Here is an 18,969-nt window from a genome sequence, read left to right on the forward strand (position 1 = left end):
TGCGGCCGGCTCTGACATTCGAGGAGCGTCCCATGAGCCTGCTCAACGCCTGGTTCAACGCCTTCCTGCGCAGCCGCCGCGCAGGCAACCTGTTCCGCCGCCGTGCGATGCCCGAAGCCGGCTTCGGCCCTGGCAGCGCCGAGGCCGCGCCGTTCGCGCTCACCACCGGCCTGGTCACCCTCGCCCAGCAGGACGAAGCCGAGCTGCTGACCACGCTGGAATCACATGCCGATGGCCTCAGCCCGCATGAGGCCGAGGAGCGACTGGCCACGCTCGGCCCCAACGAGGTGGATCACGAGAAGCCGCTGCCGTGGTGGCGCCACCTGTGGCAGTGCTACCGCAATCCGTTCAACCTGCTGCTGACCGTGCTGGCGGCGGTGTCCTGGCTGACCGAGGACATCAAGGCGACGATCGTCATCGGTGCGATGGTGCTGCTGTCCACGCTGATCCGCTTCGTGCAGGAGGGTCGCTCGAACCGTGCTGCCGAGCGGCTGAAGGCACTGGTCGGCAACACTGCGCGCGTTCTGCGCCGCAATCCCGGCACCGAGGCTGCGGATGTGGCCGACCAGTACTTCGGCGCGCACCTGCACAGCCGCCGCCCGGCACGCCTGCTGGACCTGCCTATCCGCGAACTGGTACCCGGCGACCACATTGTGCTGTCGGCAGGCGACATGATTCCGGCCGATTGCCGCGTGCTGACCGCCAAGGACCTGTTCGTGGCGCAGGCAGCGATGACCGGCGAATCGCTGCCGGTGGAGAAGTTCGCGCACCCGGGCGATGGCCTGGCCGGCCTGCTGGAACAGCACAACCTGCTGTTCATGGGTACCAACGTGGTGTCCGGTACGGCCACCGCCATCGTGCTGGCCACGGGCAACCGCACCTACTTCGGCACGCTGGCCCAGCGCAGCACCGCCACCGACCGTGCGCCCACCGCGTTCCAGGCCGGCGTCAACAGTGTCAGCTGGCTGCTGATCCGCTTCGCGCTGGTGATGGTGCCATTCGTGCTGCTGATCAACGGCTGGACCAAGGGCGACTGGACCGAGGCGTTCCTGTTCGCGCTGTCGGTGGCGGTGGGCCTGACGCCGGAAATGCTGCCGATGATCGTCACTTCCACCCTGGCCAAGGGCGCGGTGCTGCTGTCGCGGCGCAAGGTGATCGTCAAGCGCCTGGATGCCATCCAGAACTTCGGCGCGATGGAAGTGCTGTGCACCGACAAGACCGGCACGCTCACCCAGGACAGGATCGCGCTGGAGCGCCACACCGATGTGTTCGGCCAGGATTCGGAAGACGTACTGAAGTTCGCTTACCTCAACAGTCACTTCCAGACCGGCCTGATCAACCTGCTCGACCGCGCGGTGCTGGAGCACGTGGAGCTGCAGAGTTCGTTGCGGCTGTCGCAGGACTACCACAAGGTGGATGAGATCCCGTTCGACTTCGAGCGCCGCCGCATGTCGGTGGTGGTCTCCGAGCGCGAGGACCACCATGAGCTGATCTGCAAGGGAGCCGTGGAAGAGATGCTGGCGGTGTGCAGCACCGTGCGCGAGAACGGCCAGGACATGCCACTGGACGAGCGCCGCCTGGCGCGGGTGCGGCAGACCACCGAGGAACTGAACGAACAGGGCCTGCGCGTGGTGGCGGTGGCGATGAAGGAGACCGCAGCCAGCCAGACCACCTACTCGCAGGCGGACGAGTGCGGGTTGACCCTGGTCGGCTACGTGGCCTTCCTGGACCCGCCGAAGGAATCGGCCGCGCAGGCGCTGCAGGCGCTGGCCGCACACGGCGTCGAGGTCAAGGTCTTCACTGGCGACAACGAACTGGTGACCGCCCGTGTGTGCGCACAGGTGGGACTGGATGCCGACACCATCCTGACCGGGCCGCAGATCGAGCGCATGGACGACGGCGCGCTGTCGCGGGCGCTGCACCACCATCGCGTGTTCGCGCGGCTGACGCCGCTGCACAAGGAGCGCCTGGTGCGCGAACTGCGCGCACAGGGCAAGGTGGTCGGCTTCCTCGGCGACGGCATCAACGATGCACCGGCGCTGCGCGCGGCCGATATCGGCATCAGCGTGGACAGTGCGGTGGACATCGCCAAGGAGGCCGCCGACATCATCCTGCTGGAGAAGAACCTGATGGTGCTGGAGGAAGGCGTCATCCAGGGCCGGCGCACGTTCAACAACATGCTGAAGTACATCCGCATGACCGCCAGCTCCAACTTCGGCAATGTGTTCTCGGTGCTGGTGGCCTCCGCGTTCCTGCCGTTCCTGCCGATGCTGCCGCTGCAGCTGCTGGTGCAGAACCTGCTGTACGACATCTCGCAGATCGCCATTCCGTTCGACAACGTGGACGAGGAGCTGGTGCGCAGGCCGCTGAAGTGGAACCCGGCGGACATCGGCCGCTTCATGGTGTTCTTCGGGCCGATCAGCTCGATCTTCGACCTGACCTGCTTCGCGCTGATGTGGTACGTGTTCGATGCACGCACGCCGGCCGACCAGGGTCTGTTCCAGTCCGGTTGGTTCGTGGTCGGCCTGCTGACCCAGACCCTGATCGTGCACATGATCCGCACGCCGAAGGTGCCGTTCCTGCAGAGCATCGCCGCGCCGCCACTGCTGCTGATGACCGGCCTGATCATGGCGATTGGCGTGGCCCTGCCGATGAGCCCGCTGGCCGGCTACTTCAAGCTGCAGGCGCTGCCGGCCGGCTACTGGCCTTTCCTGGTGGCCATCCTGTTCGGCTACGCGGTGCTGACCACTGCGCTGAAGCGGTTCTACATCCGTCGTTACGGCTGGCAGTAAGCGCCCGCCGCTTGTCCAGGGAGAAACACAATGGACATCAATCCGAACCTGCCGGCGTTCAACGCCGGCGCCACGCTCAGCTCGCTGATCAGCCTGTCGGTGGCGTTCGTGCTGGGCACGATCATCGGCCTGGAACGGCAGCTGCGGCAACGCACCGCCGGCCTGCGTACCAACACGCTGGTGGCGGTGGGTGCGGCGGTGTTCGTCGATCTGGCGGTGCGCTTCCATGACCTGTACGGCGGCCCACCGTCACCGCTGCATGTGGTGGCCTATGTGATCTCCGGCGTCGGCTTCCTTGGTGCCGGCGCGATCATGAAGGACGGCGCGCAGGTGTCCGGCCTGAACACCGCCGCCACCCTGTGGGGATCGGCGGCGGTGGGAGCATGTGCCGGTATCAAGCTGCTGCCCGAAGCAGTGCTCGCCGCGGTGTTCGTGCTGGCCGCCAACACCCTGCTGCGGCCGGTGGTGAACCGCATCCATCGGCAGCCGCTGCCGGAAGCGTTCAGCGAGGCAACCTATGCGATCAACGTGGTCTGCCAGCGCGAGCAGCAGGCCGAGGTACTGGACCAGCTGTTGCTGCTGCTTGAACAGGCGCAGTACCCGGTGCGCGCGGTCGACCAGCGCCCGTTTGGCGAGCGCGACGTGGAGATCGAAGCGGTGCTGTATGCCACCACCGTCGATGCCGGCGAACTCGATGCGGTATTGGCCACGCTGGCGACCACGCCCGGCGTCCTGCAGGGGTTCTGGAACGCCGGCCTGGAGGAGTAGTGGCGGCCGCTGGCCGACGACCTGATGATCTCCGGACGCCCCGTGCATCGCCTCGGCATGCCCACCACTGCGGTAGTGCCGGCCGCTGGCCGGCAACCTCATGATCTCCGGAAGCACCCTGCAGATGCCGGCCAGCGGCCGGCACTACCAGGCATCGCTTTGACCGGTGCCGAACAGGGTCGGCATCCACCGATGGCGGCTTTGCTATCCTTTCCGCCCACGCCAGGGAGCTTCCCCGATGCCATCGCTGTCGCCCCGCCGCCCACTGGTGCTGCTGGTCCTGATCGTCGTGATGGCGGCGATCTTCCTGATCGACACCGTCACCGATTACGCGGTTGCCGCTGCCTGCTTCTACGCGGCGGTCATTCTGGCCGCATCGCGCGTGCTGGGCGCACGCGGGTTGATCACGCTTGCCCTGGCCTGCATCGCGCTGACCGGGGTGAGCTTCTTCCTGACCCGCTTCGGCACCTACCGCATCGGCCTGGTCAATTCGGTCATCGGCATGCTGGTGATCGGCATCACAACCTACCTTGCCCTGAACATGGAAGCGGCCAAGGCCGCCGTGCAGGAAGCACAGGGCCGCCTGCTGCGGGTAGCGCGCGCCTCCACCGTGGGCGAGCTCACCACCTCCATCGCGCATGAAGTGAACCAGCCGCTGGCGGCCATCGCCAGCAGCGCCGAAGCCTGCCAGCGTTGGCTCGCGCAGGACCCACCGAACGTGGACAAGGCCCGCCAGACCGTGGCCCGCATCCTCGCCGATGCACACCGCGCAGGCGACGTGATCGCCCGCATCCGTGGCCTGACCCAGGGCGCGGCACCGCAGCGACGCGCCTTCGATCTGAACCAGGCGGTGGAGGAAATGCTGGCGCTGTCGCGCAGCGAGCTGGACCGGCATGGCGTGGCCGTGGCGCTGCTGCTGGACGCCGAGCTGCCACCGGTGCAGGCCGACCGCGTGCAGGTACAGCAGGTGATCGGCAACCTGATCCTCAATGCGGTGGACGCGATGGAGACCGTGCCCACCGCCGACCGCCGCTTGTCCCTGCTGACCCGGCGCGACGGCCAGCGGGTCAGCCTCAGTGTGCGTGACCGCGGCGTCGGCCTGCCCGCCGACCATCCCGAACGCGTCTTCGATGCCTTCTGGACCACCAAGTCGCACGGTCTGGGGCTGGGTCTCAGCCTGAGCCGCTCGATGATCGAAGCCAACGACGGCCAGATCCGTGCCGAACGACCGGCAGGCGGCGGTGCCTGCTTTGTGTTCGACCTGCCCATTGCCACGGACGCCCACCATGCGTAAGCCGACTGCCGCCAACCCCGATCCGGCACCCATCGTCTATGTGGTCGACGACGATCCGTCGGTGCGCGCGGCACTGGAAGACCTGCTGGCCTCGATGGGCCTGCAGGTGCGGGCCTTCGCCTCCACCCAGGCCTTCCTCGAACACGCGCTGGAAGACGCACCGGCATGTCTCGTGCTGGACGTGCGCATGCCCGGCCAGAGCGGTCTTGAATTCCATCGCACGATGGGCAACCACGGCCTGCAGCTTCCGGTGGTGTTCATCACCGGCCACGGCGACATCGCGATGGGCGTCAACGCGATCAAGGACGGCGCCATCGAATTCCTCACCAAGCCCTTCCGTGACCAGGAACTGCTTGATGCCATCCACAAGGGCATCGAGATCGACCGCCAGCGCCGCCGCGAGGACGAGGCGCTCGGCGCGCTACAGCTGCGTTGGCACACCCTCAATGCCGGCGAGCGCGAGGTGGTCGATGGCGTGGTGCGCGGCCGCCTCAACAAGCAGATTGCCGGCGATCTGGGCGTCAGCGAGATCACGGTGAAGGTGCGCCGTGCGCAGGTGATGCGCAAGATGGGCGCACGCACCCTGGTTGACCTGGTGCGCATGTACGACCGCCTGCAGGCGGGTACGCCATGAACGTCCACGTCGCGCTGCTGCGCGCGGTCAACGTCGGCGGCACCGGCAAGCTGCCGATGCGCGAACTGGTGGCAATGTGCGAGGACGCAGGCTTCGCCGATGTCCGCACGTACATCGCCAGCGGCAACGTGGTGTTGCGCAGCTCGCTCGACGAAACAGGCGTGCGCCAGGCCCTCGGCCAGCGGCTCCAGGCCTATGCCGGCAAGCCGGTGGGCGTGCTGGTGCGCTCGGCCAACGAGATTGCCGGTGTGGTGGCACGCAACCCGTTTGCGCAGGCGGCCGGCAACCGTGTGGTCGCCCTGTTCCTCGACGGCAGCCTGCCTGCCGATCCGCTGGACGGCGTGACCGGCCGGCGCGACGAACAGCTTGCACTCGGCACGCGCGAGATCTTCATCCACTACGGTGCCGGCATGGCCGACTCGCGCTTGCGGGTGCCCTATGCCCAGCACGGCACCGCCCGCAATATGAACACAATCGGCAAGCTTGCAGTGATGGCCGCAGCGCTTACCTGGCCTGCCAGCAATCCGCGTGCTGGCCGGAGGCGGTAGCGTCGACCCTCAGGCACTGCGCCGCGCTCGCGCTCCGTGAAGGCTGAAGCAGTGGGCGGACCCAACGGATCACGCCCGCAGCAAGCGGCGCTTCAATCGCGTATCCAGCAGCCCCACGCCCAGCAGCACCAGGCTGGTCAGCCATCCGGCGGCCAGCAGGTGCACGTGCGGTAGCATCAGCCCCAGCCCCAGCACCAGCAGCGCCACCGCGCCCAGCAGATGCGAGCGCGGCGCGTGCCCATAGACCACGCGTTTGTACAGGGCACTGCCCAGCAGATAGATCAGCGGGCCTGCCACCATCACGCTGGCGTAAACCTTGGTGGCGGCCACCCCCGGATGGTCCATGACCAGATCATTGCCCACCGCCGTGGCGATGATGCCGGCGATCAGCAATGCATGCACGTAGTGGAAGTTGGCGCCCATCCTTCCGGGGTCTTCGGCGTGGGTGATGGCCTCAGTGGCATCGTGGCTGGAGATGCCGAAGTACAGCCACCACATGGCAATCGTGCCGGCGAAGGTGGCCAGCACCGCTGAAACCACTTCCAGGCTCCAATGCTCGACGTTGCTGAGCACGCCACCGGTGGCCAGCATCGTCTCACCCAGCGCGACGATGACGAACAGCTGGCAGCGTTCGGCCAGGTGCCCCCCTTCGATGGTCCAGTCGCGGGTGTGCGAACGACCCATGCCCGGGAAGGCGAAGCCGAACATCGGCGAGATGTATTCGCAGGCAACTGCCACCGCCCACAGTGCCAGCCGCAGATTGCCCTCGGCCACTGCGCCGGCCAGCCAGAAGCAGGCCGAGACGCTGACCCAGGCCAGCATGCGACGGAAGTTAGGCGCCAACGGATGGTTGCGGCCGACCTCGAACAGCACGAACGCGGTGCGTCCGACCTGCATCGTGGCGTACGCTCCGGCGAAGATCCACGCACGCTCGGCAAACGCCTCGGGGATGGACGAGGACATCAACAACGCCAACAGCATTGTGGTGAACAGCAAGCCGCGGATGCGCGGCGCCTGCGGGTCGAACCAGTTGCTGACCCAGCACGCGTACTGCCAGCCGAGCCAGACTGCGAACCACAGCACCAGGGTCTGCAGCACGCCAGCCAGGTCCAGGTGGTGCAACAGGTGGTGACTGAGCTGGGTGACCGCAAATACGTAGACCAGATCGAAGAACAGTTCTTCGTAGGTCACGCGGGCATGGTGACCATCTCGGTGGCGCAGCGCGGGCAGGCGCGGTCGGGTACGCATGCAACGCCTTCAGCGCGCCAGGCGCCAGTACAGCAACCCGGCCAGCAGCGCCGGCACGGCGAACACCAGCAACAGGATCGGCAGCTCCTCGCGTACCGTATAACCGGCCTTGCTGACCCCCACCCACATGTTGGCGACGGCCACCAGCAGCCAGGTGGCGATGAAGGCGATCAGCGCCGTGCGCAGCTGCGAGGTGCCCACGCTCCAGAGTTGGCCAAACAGCAGGAACACCCCCAGCAGGAGCACGCCACCGAGCATCACCATGAGCACATGCATGGTCCACCTCCTTGAGCCTGAGAACAGGCTAGCCCCGGCCGATTCTTCGCTCCAGCCCGTGTACATGGATTCACAGTCCAGATCGGCCGAACAATCGGCTGCCGATACCGAGGCCGCCTTATCGGAGCCATGAGTTATTCGCGAAACTGCGCGCCGCCAGGTGCGTGTTAACGTCATCCTCCTCTCTTTCGACCTTCTTTCCATCATGCACCTTCGCCTCTCGTCGCTCGCCCTGGCCGCCACGCTCATCACCTTCGACGGCGCCGCCGCCGACGCATCGCTGCCACAGCTGCAGGCCTACACGGTGGACCCTTCCTGGCTGCAACCGATGGCGCCGTTGCAGATCGCCGATCACACCTGGCAGATCGGCACGCATGACCTGACGGCACTGCTGGTCCAGACGGCTGATGGCCTCGTCCTGATCGATGGTGGCATGCCGCAAATGGCCTCTTACCTCCTGACCAACATGAAGGCCAGCGGAACCAATACCGGTCCCCTGCGCATGGTCCTGCTCAGCCACGCGCACACCGACCACGCCGGCCCTGTGGCCGAGATCAAGCGCCGCACGGGGGCGCAGGTGGTCGTGAACGCCGAAACCGCAGTGCTGCTGGCCCGAGGCGGCAGCGACGACCTTCATTTCGGCGACGAAATCACGTTTCCACCGGTCAATGCAGACCGCATCGTCATGGATCGGGAGGTCGTTAAGCTGGGCGGCATCGAGTTCACCGCCTACTTCATGCCCGGGCACACCCCGGGCAGCACCGCCTGGACCTGGACCGATACGCGCGATGGCAAGCCGGTGCGCATCGCCTATGCCGACAGCCTGAGCGCGCCGGGCTACCAGCTGCAGGGCAATGCCCGCTATCCCCGCCTGGTCGAGGACTACCGACGCAGCTTCGCTACGGTGCGCGGCCTGCCCTGCGACCTGTTGCTGACCCCGCATCCGGGCGCCAGCAACTGGAACTATGCTGCTGGCAGCAACGCCAGCGAGAAGGTACTGAGCTGCAAAGCCTACGCGGATGCGGCCGAGAAGAAGTTCGACGCGCAGCTGGCCAAGGAAACGGCCACGGCACGCTGATTCTGCAGATCCTGTAGAGCCGAGCCCATGCTCGTCTTGCCGGCCGACAACAGCCGAGCGTGGGCTCGGCTCTACACAGGACGCGTCGAAGAGTGCCGGTCAGGACGACCGGCACCCGCCGTCCATCAGCCACCCTGTCCGTGCCGGGCAAACGGCTCGGTGCTGCCGTCGGTGCGCACCAGCTCGACGGTATACGGCTGCACGTAGCCATCCGGCATTTCCATGCCCGGCGAACCGGCCGGCATGTCGGGCAGCACCAGCCCGCGCGCGGCCGGGCGTTCGGCCAGCAGGCGCTTGATGTCCTCGGCCGGTATGTGGCCCTCGACCACATACCCGCCGATCTCGGCGGTATGGCAGGAGGCCTTGCCGACCGGCACGCCCAGGCGAACCTTGATCGGATTCATGTCATCGGTGTCGCGCACCTCGACCTGGAAGCCCGCGGCCTTCAGGTGGTCGACCCAGATGCCGCAGCAACCACAGCTGGCGGTCTTGTGCACGATGGCCACCGGCAAGGCCGGATCGACCTTGGCCGGGCTGGCCTGGATCGGTGCCACCGATGCTGCGCTGGCGATCGGTGCGGCGGCGGATTCTTCGGCGGCACGTGCACAGGCGGTCGTGGCAAACACGGTGCCCAGCAGCAGGCCGAGGGAGAGAGTACGGTGCATAGGGAGTGATTCCTTTGCAGAGTCGGGCAACGCAGCCCGCCGCCCGCGCATCGAAGTCGCAGGCAGAGTCGAGAAAAAGTCGAACAGTCATGGCAGGCGCTTGAGCGCCTGCAGGAAATCACGCAATGGGGGGACGCAACGGGTCAGGCATCGGCGGCGATGCCCGTTGCGGGGAACTGGCGGCTGCCGGCGCCTCGCGCCACGGCGAGACTGGCGTTCCATTCAACGTGGCCAGCATGCCAAGGCAGGTCGGCGGGAGGAACGCTACAACGAACGGCACGACGCCGGCGGGCGGTCGTTTCGGCTGCGCAGCAAGCCCCACAGTCAAGCACGGCCCACGCCGCTTCGCCAGAGGGCACTGGCTGTTTTCAGCACAACCTGTCAGGGCAACGGTTACAGCCGCGTCTGTACGCGACCACTGCGCTATCCTCGAAACCGCAGGCGGTGGCCCGCCCGCGTTTCCCCCTTGCCCGGACGCGCTGCATGCCTTATTCGATCCCGCCGCACATCCCGCCTGCCGGCACCGCCCAGCGCCCCTTGCAGCGCTGGCGCGGCGGCAGGCAACAGCAGCAGGTCGACATGGTGGCCGAAGAAGTGCCGGTGGCGCTGCGTTACAACGATGCCCCCTTTGCAGTGATGATGGCCACCCCGTGCGACCTGGAAGACTTCGCGCTCGGGTTCTCGCTCAGCGAGGGCCTGATCGACACGCCCTCGCAGCTGCTGTCGATCGAGATCCGCCCGCAGCTGGAAGGCATCGAATTACAGATGACCGTGGCCGAGGAGGCATCCGGTGCCGACCTGGACCCGGCCAATGGACGCCTGCTGCCCGGCCGTGGTGGCTGTGGCCTGTGCGGCACGCGCCAGCTGGAGGAAGTGCTGCGCCCACTGCCGCAGGTCCGCGAACGACGCAGCTATGCCGCCGCCGCTCTGCAGCGCGCGGTGGCCACGCTGGCGCAGCACCAGCCGATGAATGCGGTGAGCGGCTCCATCCACGCCGCCGCCTGGGCCGATGCCAGTGGGCGCATCGGCTGGGTCCGCGAGGACGTCGGCCGCCACAACGCGCTGGACAAGCTGATCGGCGCGCTGCACTACAACGAACACACCATTAAAGGCGGCCTGCTGGTGATTTCCAGCCGGGCCAGCTACGAAATGGTCAGCAAGGCGGTGCGCGCCGGTGCCAGCGTGCTGGCTGCAGTCTCGGCACCGACCGCATTGGCGATCGACCTGGCCCGCAGCGCCGGCCTGTGCCTGGTCGGGTTCGCGCGGGAGAGCGGGTTCAATGTATATACCCATCCGGAGCGGCTGCAGGCGGACGACGGCCACGCCCGCTGAAGATGGCCGGGAGCACAGCGCCCCCGGCCCGGTAGACCTCAGCGCAGCGCGACCTTCGGGAAGTCCACCGGCACGTCGAACGCGACGTTGACGTAGTTGGTGAACAGGTTGAGCGCCACATGCGCGAGGATCTCCACGATCTGCTCATCATCGAAGCCAGCCGCGCGCAGCGCCTGCACGTCGCCATCGGCGATCTGCGCACGCTGCTCGACCACCTTCAGCGCGAAGTCCAGGGCAGCGGCGGTCGCCGGGTCACTGGACTGGCCGATCTGCGCGGCAGCCATCCGCTCGCTGCTGGCGCCGGCCTTGCGGCCCAGTGCCGTGTGCGCGGCCAGGCAGTACTCGCAGGCATTGCGGTTGGCAATGGCCACGGCGATCTGCTCGCCCAGCAGCGGCGACAGGCGACCGCCACCGAGTGCGCCGAACGAACCCCACATGCTCTTCAGCACGGCCGGCGAATTGGCTACGGCGCGGAACATGGCCGGGGTGGCGCCAAAGGCGGCGTTGACCTGGCCCAGCAGGGCCTGGCGTTCGGCGGTGGTGTTGGCGGCATCGATCAGGGGGACACGGGACATGGTGGATCTCCTTGGGAAAGCGCCCGGGATTGGACGACCCGCTCATCCTAGGGAGACTCTCCGGACGCATCAGTCGTAATTCGCCACACATGTTGTCCATACGTCCATGAGCATGCCCGCCGCCCCTGCGCCAGATCGCCTCTCCTCCCTGCTGGAACGCTTCCGGGTGCAGGCGGCGCTGTTCCACAGTGGCCCGCTGTGCGGGCAGCATGTCTTCGAGCCGCAGCCCGGTCGTGCGTTCCTGCACATCCTGCGCCAGGGTGAAATGGAAGTCCGCCATCCCGACGGCGATATCGCGCTGCCCCGGCTGAAGATCGACACACCCAGCCTGCTGCTGTACCCGCAGCCGCTGCACCATGTGTTCTTCAACGCGCCGCTGGATGGCCCGGATTTCACTTGCGCCACGCTGGATTTCGATGGCGGTGCGCGCAATCCGATCGTGCAGTCGCTGCCACCGGTGATGGTGGTGCCGCTGGCGGCCATCGGCGAACTGGATGACACCCTGCAGCTGCTGTTTGCCGAGGCCGATCGCCAGCGCTGCGGTTCACGGCTGCTGACCAACCGCCTGTTCGAGGTCGCGCTGATCCAGATCCTGCGCTGGGTGGTCGATCATCCGGATGCAGCGGGCGTCAGCCATGGGCTGATGCGCGGGCTGTCCGATGCGCGGCTGGCTCGTACGCTGGTGGCGATGCACCAGGCGCCGCAGGACGAATGGACGCTGCCGCGCATGGCCGCGACCGCCGGCATGTCGCGCAGTGCGTTCGCGGCCGTGTTCAAGGAGGTGATGCAGGCGACGCCGGCCGCTTATCTGCTGGACTGGCGGCTGAGCCTGGCCTGCGCGCAGCTGCGGGCCGGCGTGGCGGTCAAGCAGGTGGCGATCGAGGTGGGGTTTGCCGATACCCCGTCACTGTCGAAGGCGTTCCGCAAGCGGCTGGGGGCATCGCCCAGGGCGTGGCTGGACGCGAGCGCCACGCAGGCTCGGTAATTGCGTCAGGGTAGGGTCGGCCGCTGGCCGACCATCGCGCAAAGCGCGGGGTTTTCATGGCTTGGCCGCAGAGCAGCCGACCCGCGGTCGGCTCTACCACGGGCGATGTCGGCGCGCCGGCCGGCCGCTCAACTGGACGTGCCGTCAGACTTTGCCAGCAGCCCGGCGATGCGCTCGGCCACCTGGGCACGTACGCCTTCATCCAGCTGCCCTTCGTACATCGCCTCGTAGATCCACAGGCCGTCGGCGGCCAGACGTGCCACGAAATTGTCGAGCGTCGTCGGATCCACATTCCCGGCCTCCGGCGCGGACGGTGCCCAGCGCTGAACCGCCGGGCCCCACGGACGCTCGCCCGCCTCCGGGTCGGCCGATTCGAGCATGAACATCAGTTCGGCACGGGTGGCGCTCTGGGCCGACACGCGCACGAAGGTCTGGTAACGCTCCAGCGCCGAGGCTTCGTCCGCACGCTTGCCCAGCAGCGTTTCCATGGACGCCTCCCAGGCCTGCGCCAGGTACTCGTCGATCCCGCGCAGCAGCGCCTCGCGCGAGGGAAAGTGGTACAGCAGGCCGCCGCGGGTCAGCTTGGCCTCGGCCGCCACCGACTCGAAGGTCACCGCACGCACGCCGTCACGATTGATCACGTTGACGGCAGCGTCGAGGATGCGGTCGCGCTTGCTGGTTCTCATGGCGTCATTTTACGCGATCGGCGGCGCCCTCACGGCTGCCGGCCCGGCCACGCAGCAGGTGCGCCAGGATCGTCGCGCCCAGCGCCAGTACCGCCGTGATCACCAGCAGCACGCTCTGGTAGCCACGGTCATATGCCGCCGCAGCCAGTGCGAACCAATCACCCTGCCCGCTCTCGCGCGCGGCATGCAGCGCCTGGGTGAAACCCTCGCGGGCAAGCGCGGGCATATCGGCCGAGACCGGCAGGAACGCGCTGTACATCGCTGCGCTCAGGCTGCCCAGCATCGCCACAGCCAACAGGCCACCGAACTCGTAGGACACTTCTTCCACGGAAGACGCCATGCCCGCACGGTGCGCCGGCACATTGTTGAGGATGGCCGTGGACGCCACCGAGATGGCCGCGCCCATACCGAAGCCGGTGATGGCCATACCGGCGACCACCCAGCCAAGGCCGTGCGGGAAGCCGAACGCCACCACGCCGACGCCCAGCGCGCCCGCAGCCAGGCCACCGCAGATCAATGGGCGCAGGCCCACCCGGTGCAGGATGCTGCCGCCCAGCAGCGCACTGGGCAGGCTGCCCAGCGCGGCCACCGACACCAGCAGGCCCGCCTGCAGCGGCGAAAAGCCTGCCACCAGCTGGAAGCGCTGGGTGGTGACCAGCTGCAGGCCGGCCATCGCGAACAGGGTGAACACCGCCGACAGCGTGCCGGCCAGGAACGCCGGATTACGGAAGATCGCGAAGTCCAGCAGCGGGTACGGCAACTGCTGCTGGCGGCGTGCGAACGCCGCACCACTGATGACGGCCAGCAGCAGCGCGCCTGCGCCCAGCGCATACGACGGCGGCGTCGCGATCAGCGACTTGATCGCCAGCACCAGGCCGGACAGTGCCGCCAGAGCCAGCAGCGACGAAACCAGGTCCCACGGCCGCGAGGTGTCGCGCTGGCCTTCCGGTGCCAGCAGCAGCGTGGCCACGAACGCGACCACGACCACCGGCACGTTGATCAGGAACACCGAGCCCCACCAGAAATGCTGCAGCAGCCAGCCACCGATGATCGGGCCGAGCGCCGCACCGACGATGGCCACCGAACCCCAAATGGCAATCGCGATGTTGCGTTCGCGCTCTTCGTGGAAGCTCAGGCCGATCAGCGCCAGCGTGGCCGGCATCATCGCGGCCGCGCCGACCGCCAGCAACGCACGTGCGGCAATCAGCTGCGCTGCGGAGTCGGCGAACGCCGCTGCCAGCGAGGCGACGCCGAACACCACCAGGCCGATCAGGAACATGCGGCGGTGGCCGATGCGGTCGCCCAGCGTGCCCGCCCCCAGCAGCAGGCCGGCCATCACCAGTGGATAGGCATTGATGATCCACAGCGCCTGGCCGGCGCTGGCCGAGAGTTCCCCAGTCAGTGTGGGCAGTGCGGTGTAGAGCACCGAGTTATCCAGCGTGACCAGCAGCAGGCCGGCGGCGACGGTGAACAACAGTGCCCAGCGACGGGCACGCGACAGGGCCGGAGCGCCGGCCAAGGGCTGGGACAGAGCCATGGGAGAACCTGATGGGATGAAGTACCACCAAAACTATACAGGATATCCGGTATAGTTATGGAGACAGTACCACCGGTTCAGATTGGGGTCCGGCCAATGTTCATGTTGCCGCGCCGCTCCTGCCGAGTGTGGCCGGTGTCAGGGATCATCACCGGCAGTCTTCCGGCAGCGCGGCGATGGTTGATACCACGGCCGCCTGCATGCCCTGCCCTACGGCCATGTCCAGCTCCCCACCTGTATTCCCATGCCGGCGCCGCAGTTCGTCCTCGCACAGCCCGCGCACCCGCGCCCGGGCATTGGCGCGCAGGCTGCTGCACCGCCAATCGGTGCCACCCAGCGGCAACACCGAATACACCACGCTGTTGCAGGCATTGCCGGCCCGCTGCTGCAACGACACCCCATCAAAATCCCGTGGTTCGCTGCTGCGCTGCGGGTCGAAGTAGCTGTCCGGGAACGTGCGTGCGTACTGTTCGATGTCCACGGCCATGCTGCGCCCACCGGCCAGCGGCATCTGCAGCGGCTGGCCGCACGGCGTCGCATCAGCGCGATGCTGGATGTACTGGTAGATCGGCCGGTCCAGCGATGGGTCCTGCTGGGTCACCGCACTCACCGCCGCCAGCACCGGCAGCGATGCACGATTGGCCATGCGCGCCAACAGACCTGCCTGCGCCGGCTGGCAGCGGTCGCGCACTGTTGCCGCGAGCAGGAACAGCACGTCGTTGCGGAAGGCGTGGTCATCAGCCAGGCGCTGTTCGATGCGCTGGCGGGCATCGGAAGAAGGCGCCGGAAATGCGACCGACGGCGGCGCGGTGGGGGCGCGCTGCCACCAAACCAGCAGCACAACTGCGCCCAGCAGTATCCCCGCAGCAATGATCCAGCGCCGGCGCATCAGTTGTGGATCGCCGTCAGCGTGGCCGCAGCAGCATCGTAGGAGGCGCTGGCGATGTCCGCGTCGAAGCGCTTCACCTGCAGGCGGCCGACAAGCCGGTAGGGATCCCACAGATCGCCCAGCGTGATCGGCGTCGCCAGGGTCACGTGGATGATCTGGTTCGGCGGCGGTGGCGGCACGTGGATGCAGGCACCGTAGAACGGTACGAACAGCAGTTCATCCACCAGGCCGGCATCGTTGGTGCCGAGCGGTACCACGTAGCCATCCAGGTCCACCGCGCGGCCATCGGCAGCATCGACCACCTGCGAAGAACCGAACTGTCTTGCGCGGTCCGGGCTGGAATGATCGATCTGCTGTCCCGGTGGCGTGCCGGAGCCGGTGTCGTCGATCAGCCCGCCCACCCCGTCCATGCCATTGCGTGACAGGCCGATCTGCGGGGGTGGGCGTTGATAGGTCACTTCGTCGGGCCGTAACGTGTCCCAACGGTCGATGGGGGCTTCGGCCGTGGCCGAGCGCGCCGGCTTGTCCTGCGGCACGACCGCCACGGCATCGCCGCCCGGCGACGTACAGCCCGCCAGCCACAGGCATCCCAGCATGAGCAAAAGGGGGCTACGGTTCATACGGCCTCAGCTCCGCATCGCGCATGGTGTAGGCCGAGCCGGCCAGATCGTCATCCAGCCGTTCGGCACGCAGGGTGCCGGCCAGGAAGAATGGCGAGTACATGTCCGGCATCTCGATCGGGCGCGGCAGCACCACGTGCACGATCTGGTTCGGCGGCGGCGGCGGCACGTGGATGCAGGCGCCGTAGTACGGCACGAACAGGAATTCGGTCAGCCGCCCGTCCTGCGCATTGGCTAGAGGTACCACGTAGCCTGGCAGGCGCACCGGTCGCTGCAGGACCGTGTCCACGGTGCGGAAGGTGCCGAACTGCGGCATGCGCCGGTTGCCGTTGTGCTCGACCTCCGGGCCCTCGCCCCGCTCCAGCGCGGCCAGTTCGTCCTCGGGCATCATCTGCAACCAGTCCAGCTCCTGCTCTGCCGCAACCGAAGCGTCAGCGCGGTCGACAATCGGCGCAGGTGGCAAGGCCTGCACACCGGTATCCACCGGCCGCTCACAGGCGGCCAGCGCCAGCACCATCGGCACTACCCGCATCCATCGCATGCTCAGCCTCCCGCTGAAAGGCCATCGGCCAAGGTGCGCCGGTAAGCCAGCAATGCCGGCACCAGCCCGGCCACTGTGCTGATCAGCAGCACCCCCGCCACCCATCCCAGCTCGCGGCCATCCGGCCACACATGGCTGATCGACAAACCGAAGGTGGCCAGTACCCAGCCGCGCCCGGCAATGCTGGCGACCACCAGCAGCGACAGGGCCAGCACGCACGCCACCGCACTGGTCGCCACCGCTTCCACCACGAGCAGGCCAGCGATGTAACCCGGCCGTGCCCCGGTGGCACGCAGGATGGCCATCTCACGCCGCCGCTCCTGCAGGGTCGAAACCAGCAGCGCCACCAGCGAAACCATGCCCAGTGCCACCACCATCGCGCTGATCAGCCGCAGCGCCCGCTCGGCGGTGCCCAGCGACTGCCATAGCTGCTGCAGCGTCACGCCGGGCAGGATTGCCAGCATCGCCTCGTCCGGGTACTCGTTGATCCTGCGCTGCACCGAGAACGTGGCAATGCGCGAGTTCAGGCCGAGCATGAAGGCGGTGATGCTGGTCGGGGTCAGGTCCAGATGACGCGCCTGCTCGGCGCTGACGCTCTGGCGGCGCAGCTGCACGCCCGAGCGCCAGTCGACATGGATCGCCTCGATGGCCGGCAGCGAGACCAGCAGCGACGAGTCGACCGGCGTGCCGGTGCGCTGCAGGATGCCGGCGACACGGAATGGCTTGTCGGCATGCGTGGCCAGGCTGACCGCGCCGGTGCCGTGCGCCAGCACGATCTCATCGCCGAGGACGACCTTCTGTGCTTGTGCCACCTCGGCACCGATCACCACGTCATACAGGTCATCGAACGGCCGTCCGCTCGCGAACGCAAGCAGGTGCCCGGCGCCGTAGCGGTAGTGCTCGAAATAGGCATCGCTGGTACCGACCACGCGGTAGCCACGCCAGGAATCGCCCAGCGAAAGCGGCACCGCCCACTTCACCTGCGGCATTGCGGACAGCGCCTGGTAGGACTGCCAGGACACGTTGTTGGTCGGGTCGCCGATATGGAACACCGAGTACAGCAGCAGGTTCACCGGCCCCGAACGCGCACCGACGATCAGGTCGGTACCGGACACGGTGCTGGCGAAGCCTTCGTGTGCTTGCGTGCGCACGCGCTCGACGCCCAGCAACAGCACCACGCTGAGGGTGATGACCAGCACGGTCAGGCCCACGCTCAACGCACGGCTGCGCAGGCTGGCCCAGGCAAGCTCAAGCATGGCCGGCACCTGCCTGGTTGATCTGAGACAGGGCAATCGTGCGGTCGAACAACCGCTCCAGGCTGTCGTCATGGCTGACCACCAGCACCGTGGTGCCGGCCGCCTGGCACTGCGCAGACATCAGCTGCAGGAACGCGGTGGCCGCGTCGCGATCGAGCGCCGAGGTTGGCTCATCTGCCAGCAGCAACGCCGGGCGGCCGATCAGGGCGCGTGCCGCCGCCACGCGCTGCTGCTGGCCAACGCTGAGTGTGCCTGCGCGCCGCTGCATCAGCGCCGGGTCCAGCTGCAGGGCCTGCAGCAGGCGGGTGATCTCGGCATCCACCGGGCCGCTGATGCGCGCGCTGCGCACGCGCGAGAAGCGCAGGCCCAGTGCGATGTTGTCGCGCACACTGAGAAACGGCAGCAGGTTGAACTGCTGGAAGATCACGCCCAGGTGGTCGGCACGGAAGCGGTCGCGTGCGGCGCCACGCATCGCCTGCAGTGCGTGGCCGGCGACCTCCACGCTGCCCTTGCCGGGCAGCAACACGCCCGCCAGCAGGCCCAGCAGCGTGCTCTTCCCGCCACCGCTGATCCCGCGCAGCAGCACGCTGCTGCCCTGCTCGATCCACAGCCGCGGCACATCCAGCACCAGGCGCCGGCCATAGCCGAACTGCACGCCATCCAGCGCGATCACCGGTCGCAGGCTCACGGTGCCAGCACCACGCGCAGATTGTCCGCAGTCAACACGCTGCGGTTCTGGCCACGTCCGGTGGCGCTGTTGACGATCACTTCGTGCAGGCCCGGGAACAGTGCGGGCAGGCGCACGACCATGGCCCGCAGCTCGGCCGGCCTGGCGCAGTGGTACTGCAGCGTTGCGCTGAACCCCGCGTGCCGGTGCCTGCCTGACGGCGGCGCGGCAGCCGACGCATCGAAGCCCTCGGCCCTGGCATCGTTGCCGGAAAGACGGCAGCCCGCCGCGGTTGGCAGGGTGACCCAGCTGCCGCTCTGCAGCAGCGCAGTCGCACGCGCCAGCGCGGCCTGCTCGGCTGCGTTGGCCGGCGGCCGCTCGAAATCAAGGATGCCGATGCCGGGGGCCTGCAGGGCGAACTCCAGCGTCTGCTGGTCAAGCGCAACATCGACGGTGGCCTGGCCGTGCACATGCGCACCCAACTGGCGGACGTCATGGGCCTGCGCGGTGCTGGCCGCCAGCAGCAGGAAAAGAGCAGCAGAACGCTTCATGGGGGAGATTCCTATTGTTACTATGTA

20 protein-coding genes are annotated in these 18,969 nt (G+C 67.7%); 8 read left to right on the forward strand and 12 right to left on the reverse strand.

What is annotated here, in order from left to right; genetic code table 11:
- Nucleotides 1-32: 32 nt before the first annotated feature.
- The 5 genes from mgtA (at nt 33) to RCF13_RS22575 (ending at nt 6,036) form a co-directional block, all read left to right on the forward strand.
- Nucleotides 33-2,792 (forward strand): magnesium-translocating P-type ATPase, encoded by a 2,760-nt coding sequence (gene mgtA, locus RCF13_RS22555; protein WP_134967824.1) that lies wholly within the window; start codon nt 33-35, stop codon nt 2,790-2,792.
- Between the two features lie 30 nt (nt 2,793-2,822).
- Complete coding sequence (locus tag RCF13_RS22560; protein WP_134967825.1) at nt 2,823-3,560, forward strand: MgtC/SapB family protein; 738 nt, start codon at nt 2,823-2,825, stop codon at nt 3,558-3,560.
- A 238-nt stretch (nt 3,561-3,798) separates the two neighbouring features.
- Nucleotides 3,799-4,854, forward strand: coding sequence for an ATP-binding protein (locus RCF13_RS22565; RefSeq protein WP_134967826.1), 1,056 nt, complete (start codon nt 3,799-3,801; stop codon nt 4,852-4,854).
- Entirely contained in the window at nt 4,847-5,488 is a 642-nt protein-coding gene (locus tag RCF13_RS22570) for a response regulator transcription factor (protein WP_061480324.1), read from the forward strand. The genes RCF13_RS22565 and RCF13_RS22570 overlap by 8 nt, the downstream gene beginning before the upstream one ends.
- The gene (locus RCF13_RS22575; protein WP_134967827.1) at nt 5,485-6,036 is read left to right on the forward strand and encodes a DUF1697 domain-containing protein; all 552 of its coding nucleotides are present in this window, start codon (nt 5,485-5,487) and stop codon (nt 6,034-6,036) included. The genes RCF13_RS22570 and RCF13_RS22575 overlap by 4 nt, the downstream gene beginning before the upstream one ends.
- A 69-nt stretch (nt 6,037-6,105) precedes the next feature.
- Here RCF13_RS22575 and RCF13_RS22580 read toward each other — a convergent pair whose 3' ends face one another.
- Nucleotides 6,106-7,284: a low temperature requirement protein A gene (locus RCF13_RS22580; RefSeq protein ID WP_134967828.1), complete on the reverse strand. Its 1,179-nt coding sequence runs from the start codon at nt 7,282-7,284 to the stop codon at nt 6,106-6,108.
- A 9-nt stretch (nt 7,285-7,293) separates the two neighbouring features.
- Complete coding sequence (locus RCF13_RS22585) at nt 7,294-7,560, reverse strand: hypothetical protein (protein WP_061480327.1); 267 nt, start codon at nt 7,558-7,560, stop codon at nt 7,294-7,296.
- 205 nt (nt 7,561-7,765) lie between these two features.
- On the opposite strand from RCF13_RS22585, the gene blaL1 reads away from it, so the two are divergent.
- Nucleotides 7,766-8,638: a L1 family subclass B3 metallo-beta-lactamase gene (gene blaL1, locus RCF13_RS22590; RefSeq protein ID WP_134967829.1), complete on the forward strand. Its 873-nt coding sequence runs from the start codon at nt 7,766-7,768 to the stop codon at nt 8,636-8,638.
- A 125-nt stretch (nt 8,639-8,763) separates the two neighbouring features.
- Here blaL1 and RCF13_RS22595 read toward each other — a convergent pair whose 3' ends face one another.
- Nucleotides 8,764-9,303, reverse strand: coding sequence for a DUF411 domain-containing protein (locus tag RCF13_RS22595; RefSeq protein ID WP_134967830.1), 540 nt, complete (start codon nt 9,301-9,303; stop codon nt 8,764-8,766).
- Between the two features lie 483 nt (nt 9,304-9,786).
- Between RCF13_RS22595 and fdhD the strand changes: the two genes are divergently transcribed.
- Complete coding sequence (gene fdhD / locus RCF13_RS22600) at nt 9,787-10,635, forward strand: formate dehydrogenase accessory sulfurtransferase FdhD (protein ID WP_308141561.1); 849 nt, start codon at nt 9,787-9,789, stop codon at nt 10,633-10,635.
- Between the two features lie 38 nt (nt 10,636-10,673).
- Here the strand turns inward: fdhD and RCF13_RS22605 are convergent, their stop codons facing one another.
- Nucleotides 10,674-11,210: a peroxidase-related enzyme gene (locus tag RCF13_RS22605; RefSeq protein WP_134967832.1), complete on the reverse strand. Its 537-nt coding sequence runs from the start codon at nt 11,208-11,210 to the stop codon at nt 10,674-10,676.
- A 106-nt stretch (nt 11,211-11,316) separates the two neighbouring features.
- Here RCF13_RS22605 and RCF13_RS22610 point away from each other — a divergent pair, with 106 nt between their 5' ends.
- Nucleotides 11,317-12,195, forward strand: a complete 879-nt coding sequence (locus RCF13_RS22610) for an AraC family transcriptional regulator (RefSeq protein ID WP_134967833.1) — start codon at nt 11,317-11,319, stop codon at nt 12,193-12,195.
- Between the two features lie 128 nt (nt 12,196-12,323).
- On the opposite strand, the gene RCF13_RS22615 is transcribed toward RCF13_RS22610, so the two are convergent.
- The 8 genes from RCF13_RS22615 to RCF13_RS22650 all read right to left on the reverse strand — a co-directional run bounded on the left by RCF13_RS22615 (nt 12,324) and on the right by RCF13_RS22650 (nt 18,942).
- A complete protein-coding gene (locus RCF13_RS22615) occupies nt 12,324-12,881 on the reverse strand; it encodes a TetR/AcrR family transcriptional regulator (protein WP_061479404.1) in 558 nt (185 codons plus the stop codon).
- Between the two features lie 4 nt (nt 12,882-12,885).
- A complete protein-coding gene (locus tag RCF13_RS22620) occupies nt 12,886-14,418 on the reverse strand; it encodes an MFS transporter (protein ID WP_134967834.1) in 1,533 nt (510 codons plus the stop codon).
- Between the two features lie 148 nt (nt 14,419-14,566).
- The gene (locus tag RCF13_RS22625; RefSeq protein ID WP_134967835.1) at nt 14,567-15,307 is read right to left on the reverse strand and encodes a hypothetical protein; all 741 of its coding nucleotides are present in this window, start codon (nt 15,305-15,307) and stop codon (nt 14,567-14,569) included.
- Nucleotides 15,307-15,927, reverse strand: a complete 621-nt coding sequence (locus RCF13_RS22630) for a DUF3299 domain-containing protein (RefSeq protein ID WP_134967836.1) — start codon at nt 15,925-15,927, stop codon at nt 15,307-15,309. The genes RCF13_RS22625 and RCF13_RS22630 overlap by 1 nt, the downstream gene beginning before the upstream one ends.
- Nucleotides 15,917-16,468 (reverse strand): DUF3299 domain-containing protein, encoded by a 552-nt coding sequence (locus RCF13_RS22635; protein ID WP_134967837.1) that lies wholly within the window; start codon nt 16,466-16,468, stop codon nt 15,917-15,919. Before RCF13_RS22635 ends, RCF13_RS22630 begins: the two co-directional genes overlap by 11 nt.
- Nucleotides 16,469-16,470: 2 nt before the next feature.
- Nucleotides 16,471-17,724 (reverse strand): ABC transporter permease, encoded by a 1,254-nt coding sequence (locus tag RCF13_RS22640; RefSeq protein WP_134967838.1) that lies wholly within the window; start codon nt 17,722-17,724, stop codon nt 16,471-16,473.
- Nucleotides 17,717-18,412 carry an ATP-binding cassette domain-containing protein gene (locus RCF13_RS22645; protein WP_061479410.1) on the reverse strand — a complete coding sequence of 232 codons (696 nt, stop codon included), beginning with the start codon at nt 18,410-18,412 and terminating at the stop codon, nt 17,717-17,719. The genes RCF13_RS22640 and RCF13_RS22645 overlap by 8 nt, the downstream gene beginning before the upstream one ends.
- Nucleotides 18,409-18,942, reverse strand: a complete 534-nt coding sequence (locus RCF13_RS22650; RefSeq protein ID WP_231352132.1) for a DUF2796 domain-containing protein — start codon at nt 18,940-18,942, stop codon at nt 18,409-18,411. Before RCF13_RS22650 ends, RCF13_RS22645 begins: the two co-directional genes overlap by 4 nt.
- Between the last annotated feature and the right edge of the window lie 27 nt (nt 18,943-18,969).

This window comes from Stenotrophomonas maltophilia group sp. RNC7 (assembly GCF_030910085.1).
GTDB classification, from domain to species: domain Bacteria; phylum Pseudomonadota; class Gammaproteobacteria; order Xanthomonadales; family Xanthomonadaceae; genus Stenotrophomonas; species Stenotrophomonas sepilia.

Bases quoted from the DNA above. Each gene is read 5' to 3' on its own strand.
- mgtA (WP_134967824.1), top strand. From the start codon at position 33: ATGAGCCTGCTCAACGCCTGGTTCAACGCCTTCCTGCGCAGCCGCCGC.
- RCF13_RS22560 (WP_134967825.1), top strand. From the start codon at position 2,823: ATGGACATCAATCCGAACCTGCCGGCGTTCAACGCCGGCGCCACGCTC.
- RCF13_RS22565 (WP_134967826.1), top strand. From the start codon at position 3,799: ATGCCATCGCTGTCGCCCCGCCGCCCACTGGTGCTGCTGGTCCTGATC.
- RCF13_RS22570 (WP_061480324.1), top strand. From the start codon at position 4,847: ATGCGTAAGCCGACTGCCGCCAACCCCGATCCGGCACCCATCGTCTAT.
- RCF13_RS22575 (WP_134967827.1), top strand. From the start codon at position 5,485: ATGAACGTCCACGTCGCGCTGCTGCGCGCGGTCAACGTCGGCGGCACC.
- RCF13_RS22580 (WP_134967828.1), bottom strand. From the start codon at position 7,284: ATGCGTACCCGACCGCGCCTGCCCGCGCTGCGCCACCGAGATGGTCAC.
- RCF13_RS22585 (WP_061480327.1), bottom strand. From the start codon at position 7,560: ATGCATGTGCTCATGGTGATGCTCGGTGGCGTGCTCCTGCTGGGGGTG.
- blaL1 (WP_134967829.1), top strand. From the start codon at position 7,766: ATGCACCTTCGCCTCTCGTCGCTCGCCCTGGCCGCCACGCTCATCACC.
- RCF13_RS22595 (WP_134967830.1), bottom strand. From the start codon at position 9,303: ATGCACCGTACTCTCTCCCTCGGCCTGCTGCTGGGCACCGTGTTTGCC.
- fdhD (WP_308141561.1), top strand. From the start codon at position 9,787: ATGCCTTATTCGATCCCGCCGCACATCCCGCCTGCCGGCACCGCCCAG.
- RCF13_RS22605 (WP_134967832.1), bottom strand. From the start codon at position 11,210: ATGTCCCGTGTCCCCCTGATCGATGCCGCCAACACCACCGCCGAACGC.
- RCF13_RS22610 (WP_134967833.1), top strand. From the start codon at position 11,317: ATGAGCATGCCCGCCGCCCCTGCGCCAGATCGCCTCTCCTCCCTGCTG.
- RCF13_RS22615 (WP_061479404.1), bottom strand. From the start codon at position 12,881: ATGAGAACCAGCAAGCGCGACCGCATCCTCGACGCTGCCGTCAACGTG.
- RCF13_RS22620 (WP_134967834.1), bottom strand. From the start codon at position 14,418: ATGGCTCTGTCCCAGCCCTTGGCCGGCGCTCCGGCCCTGTCGCGTGCC.
- RCF13_RS22625 (WP_134967835.1), bottom strand. From the start codon at position 15,307: ATGCGCCGGCGCTGGATCATTGCTGCGGGGATACTGCTGGGCGCAGTT.
- RCF13_RS22630 (WP_134967836.1), bottom strand. From the start codon at position 15,927: ATGAACCGTAGCCCCCTTTTGCTCATGCTGGGATGCCTGTGGCTGGCG.
- RCF13_RS22635 (WP_134967837.1), bottom strand. From the start codon at position 16,468: ATGCGATGGATGCGGGTAGTGCCGATGGTGCTGGCGCTGGCCGCCTGT.
- RCF13_RS22640 (WP_134967838.1), bottom strand. From the start codon at position 17,724: ATGCTTGAGCTTGCCTGGGCCAGCCTGCGCAGCCGTGCGTTGAGCGTG.
- RCF13_RS22650 (WP_231352132.1), bottom strand. From the start codon at position 18,942: ATGAAGCGTTCTGCTGCTCTTTTCCTGCTGCTGGCGGCCAGCACCGCG.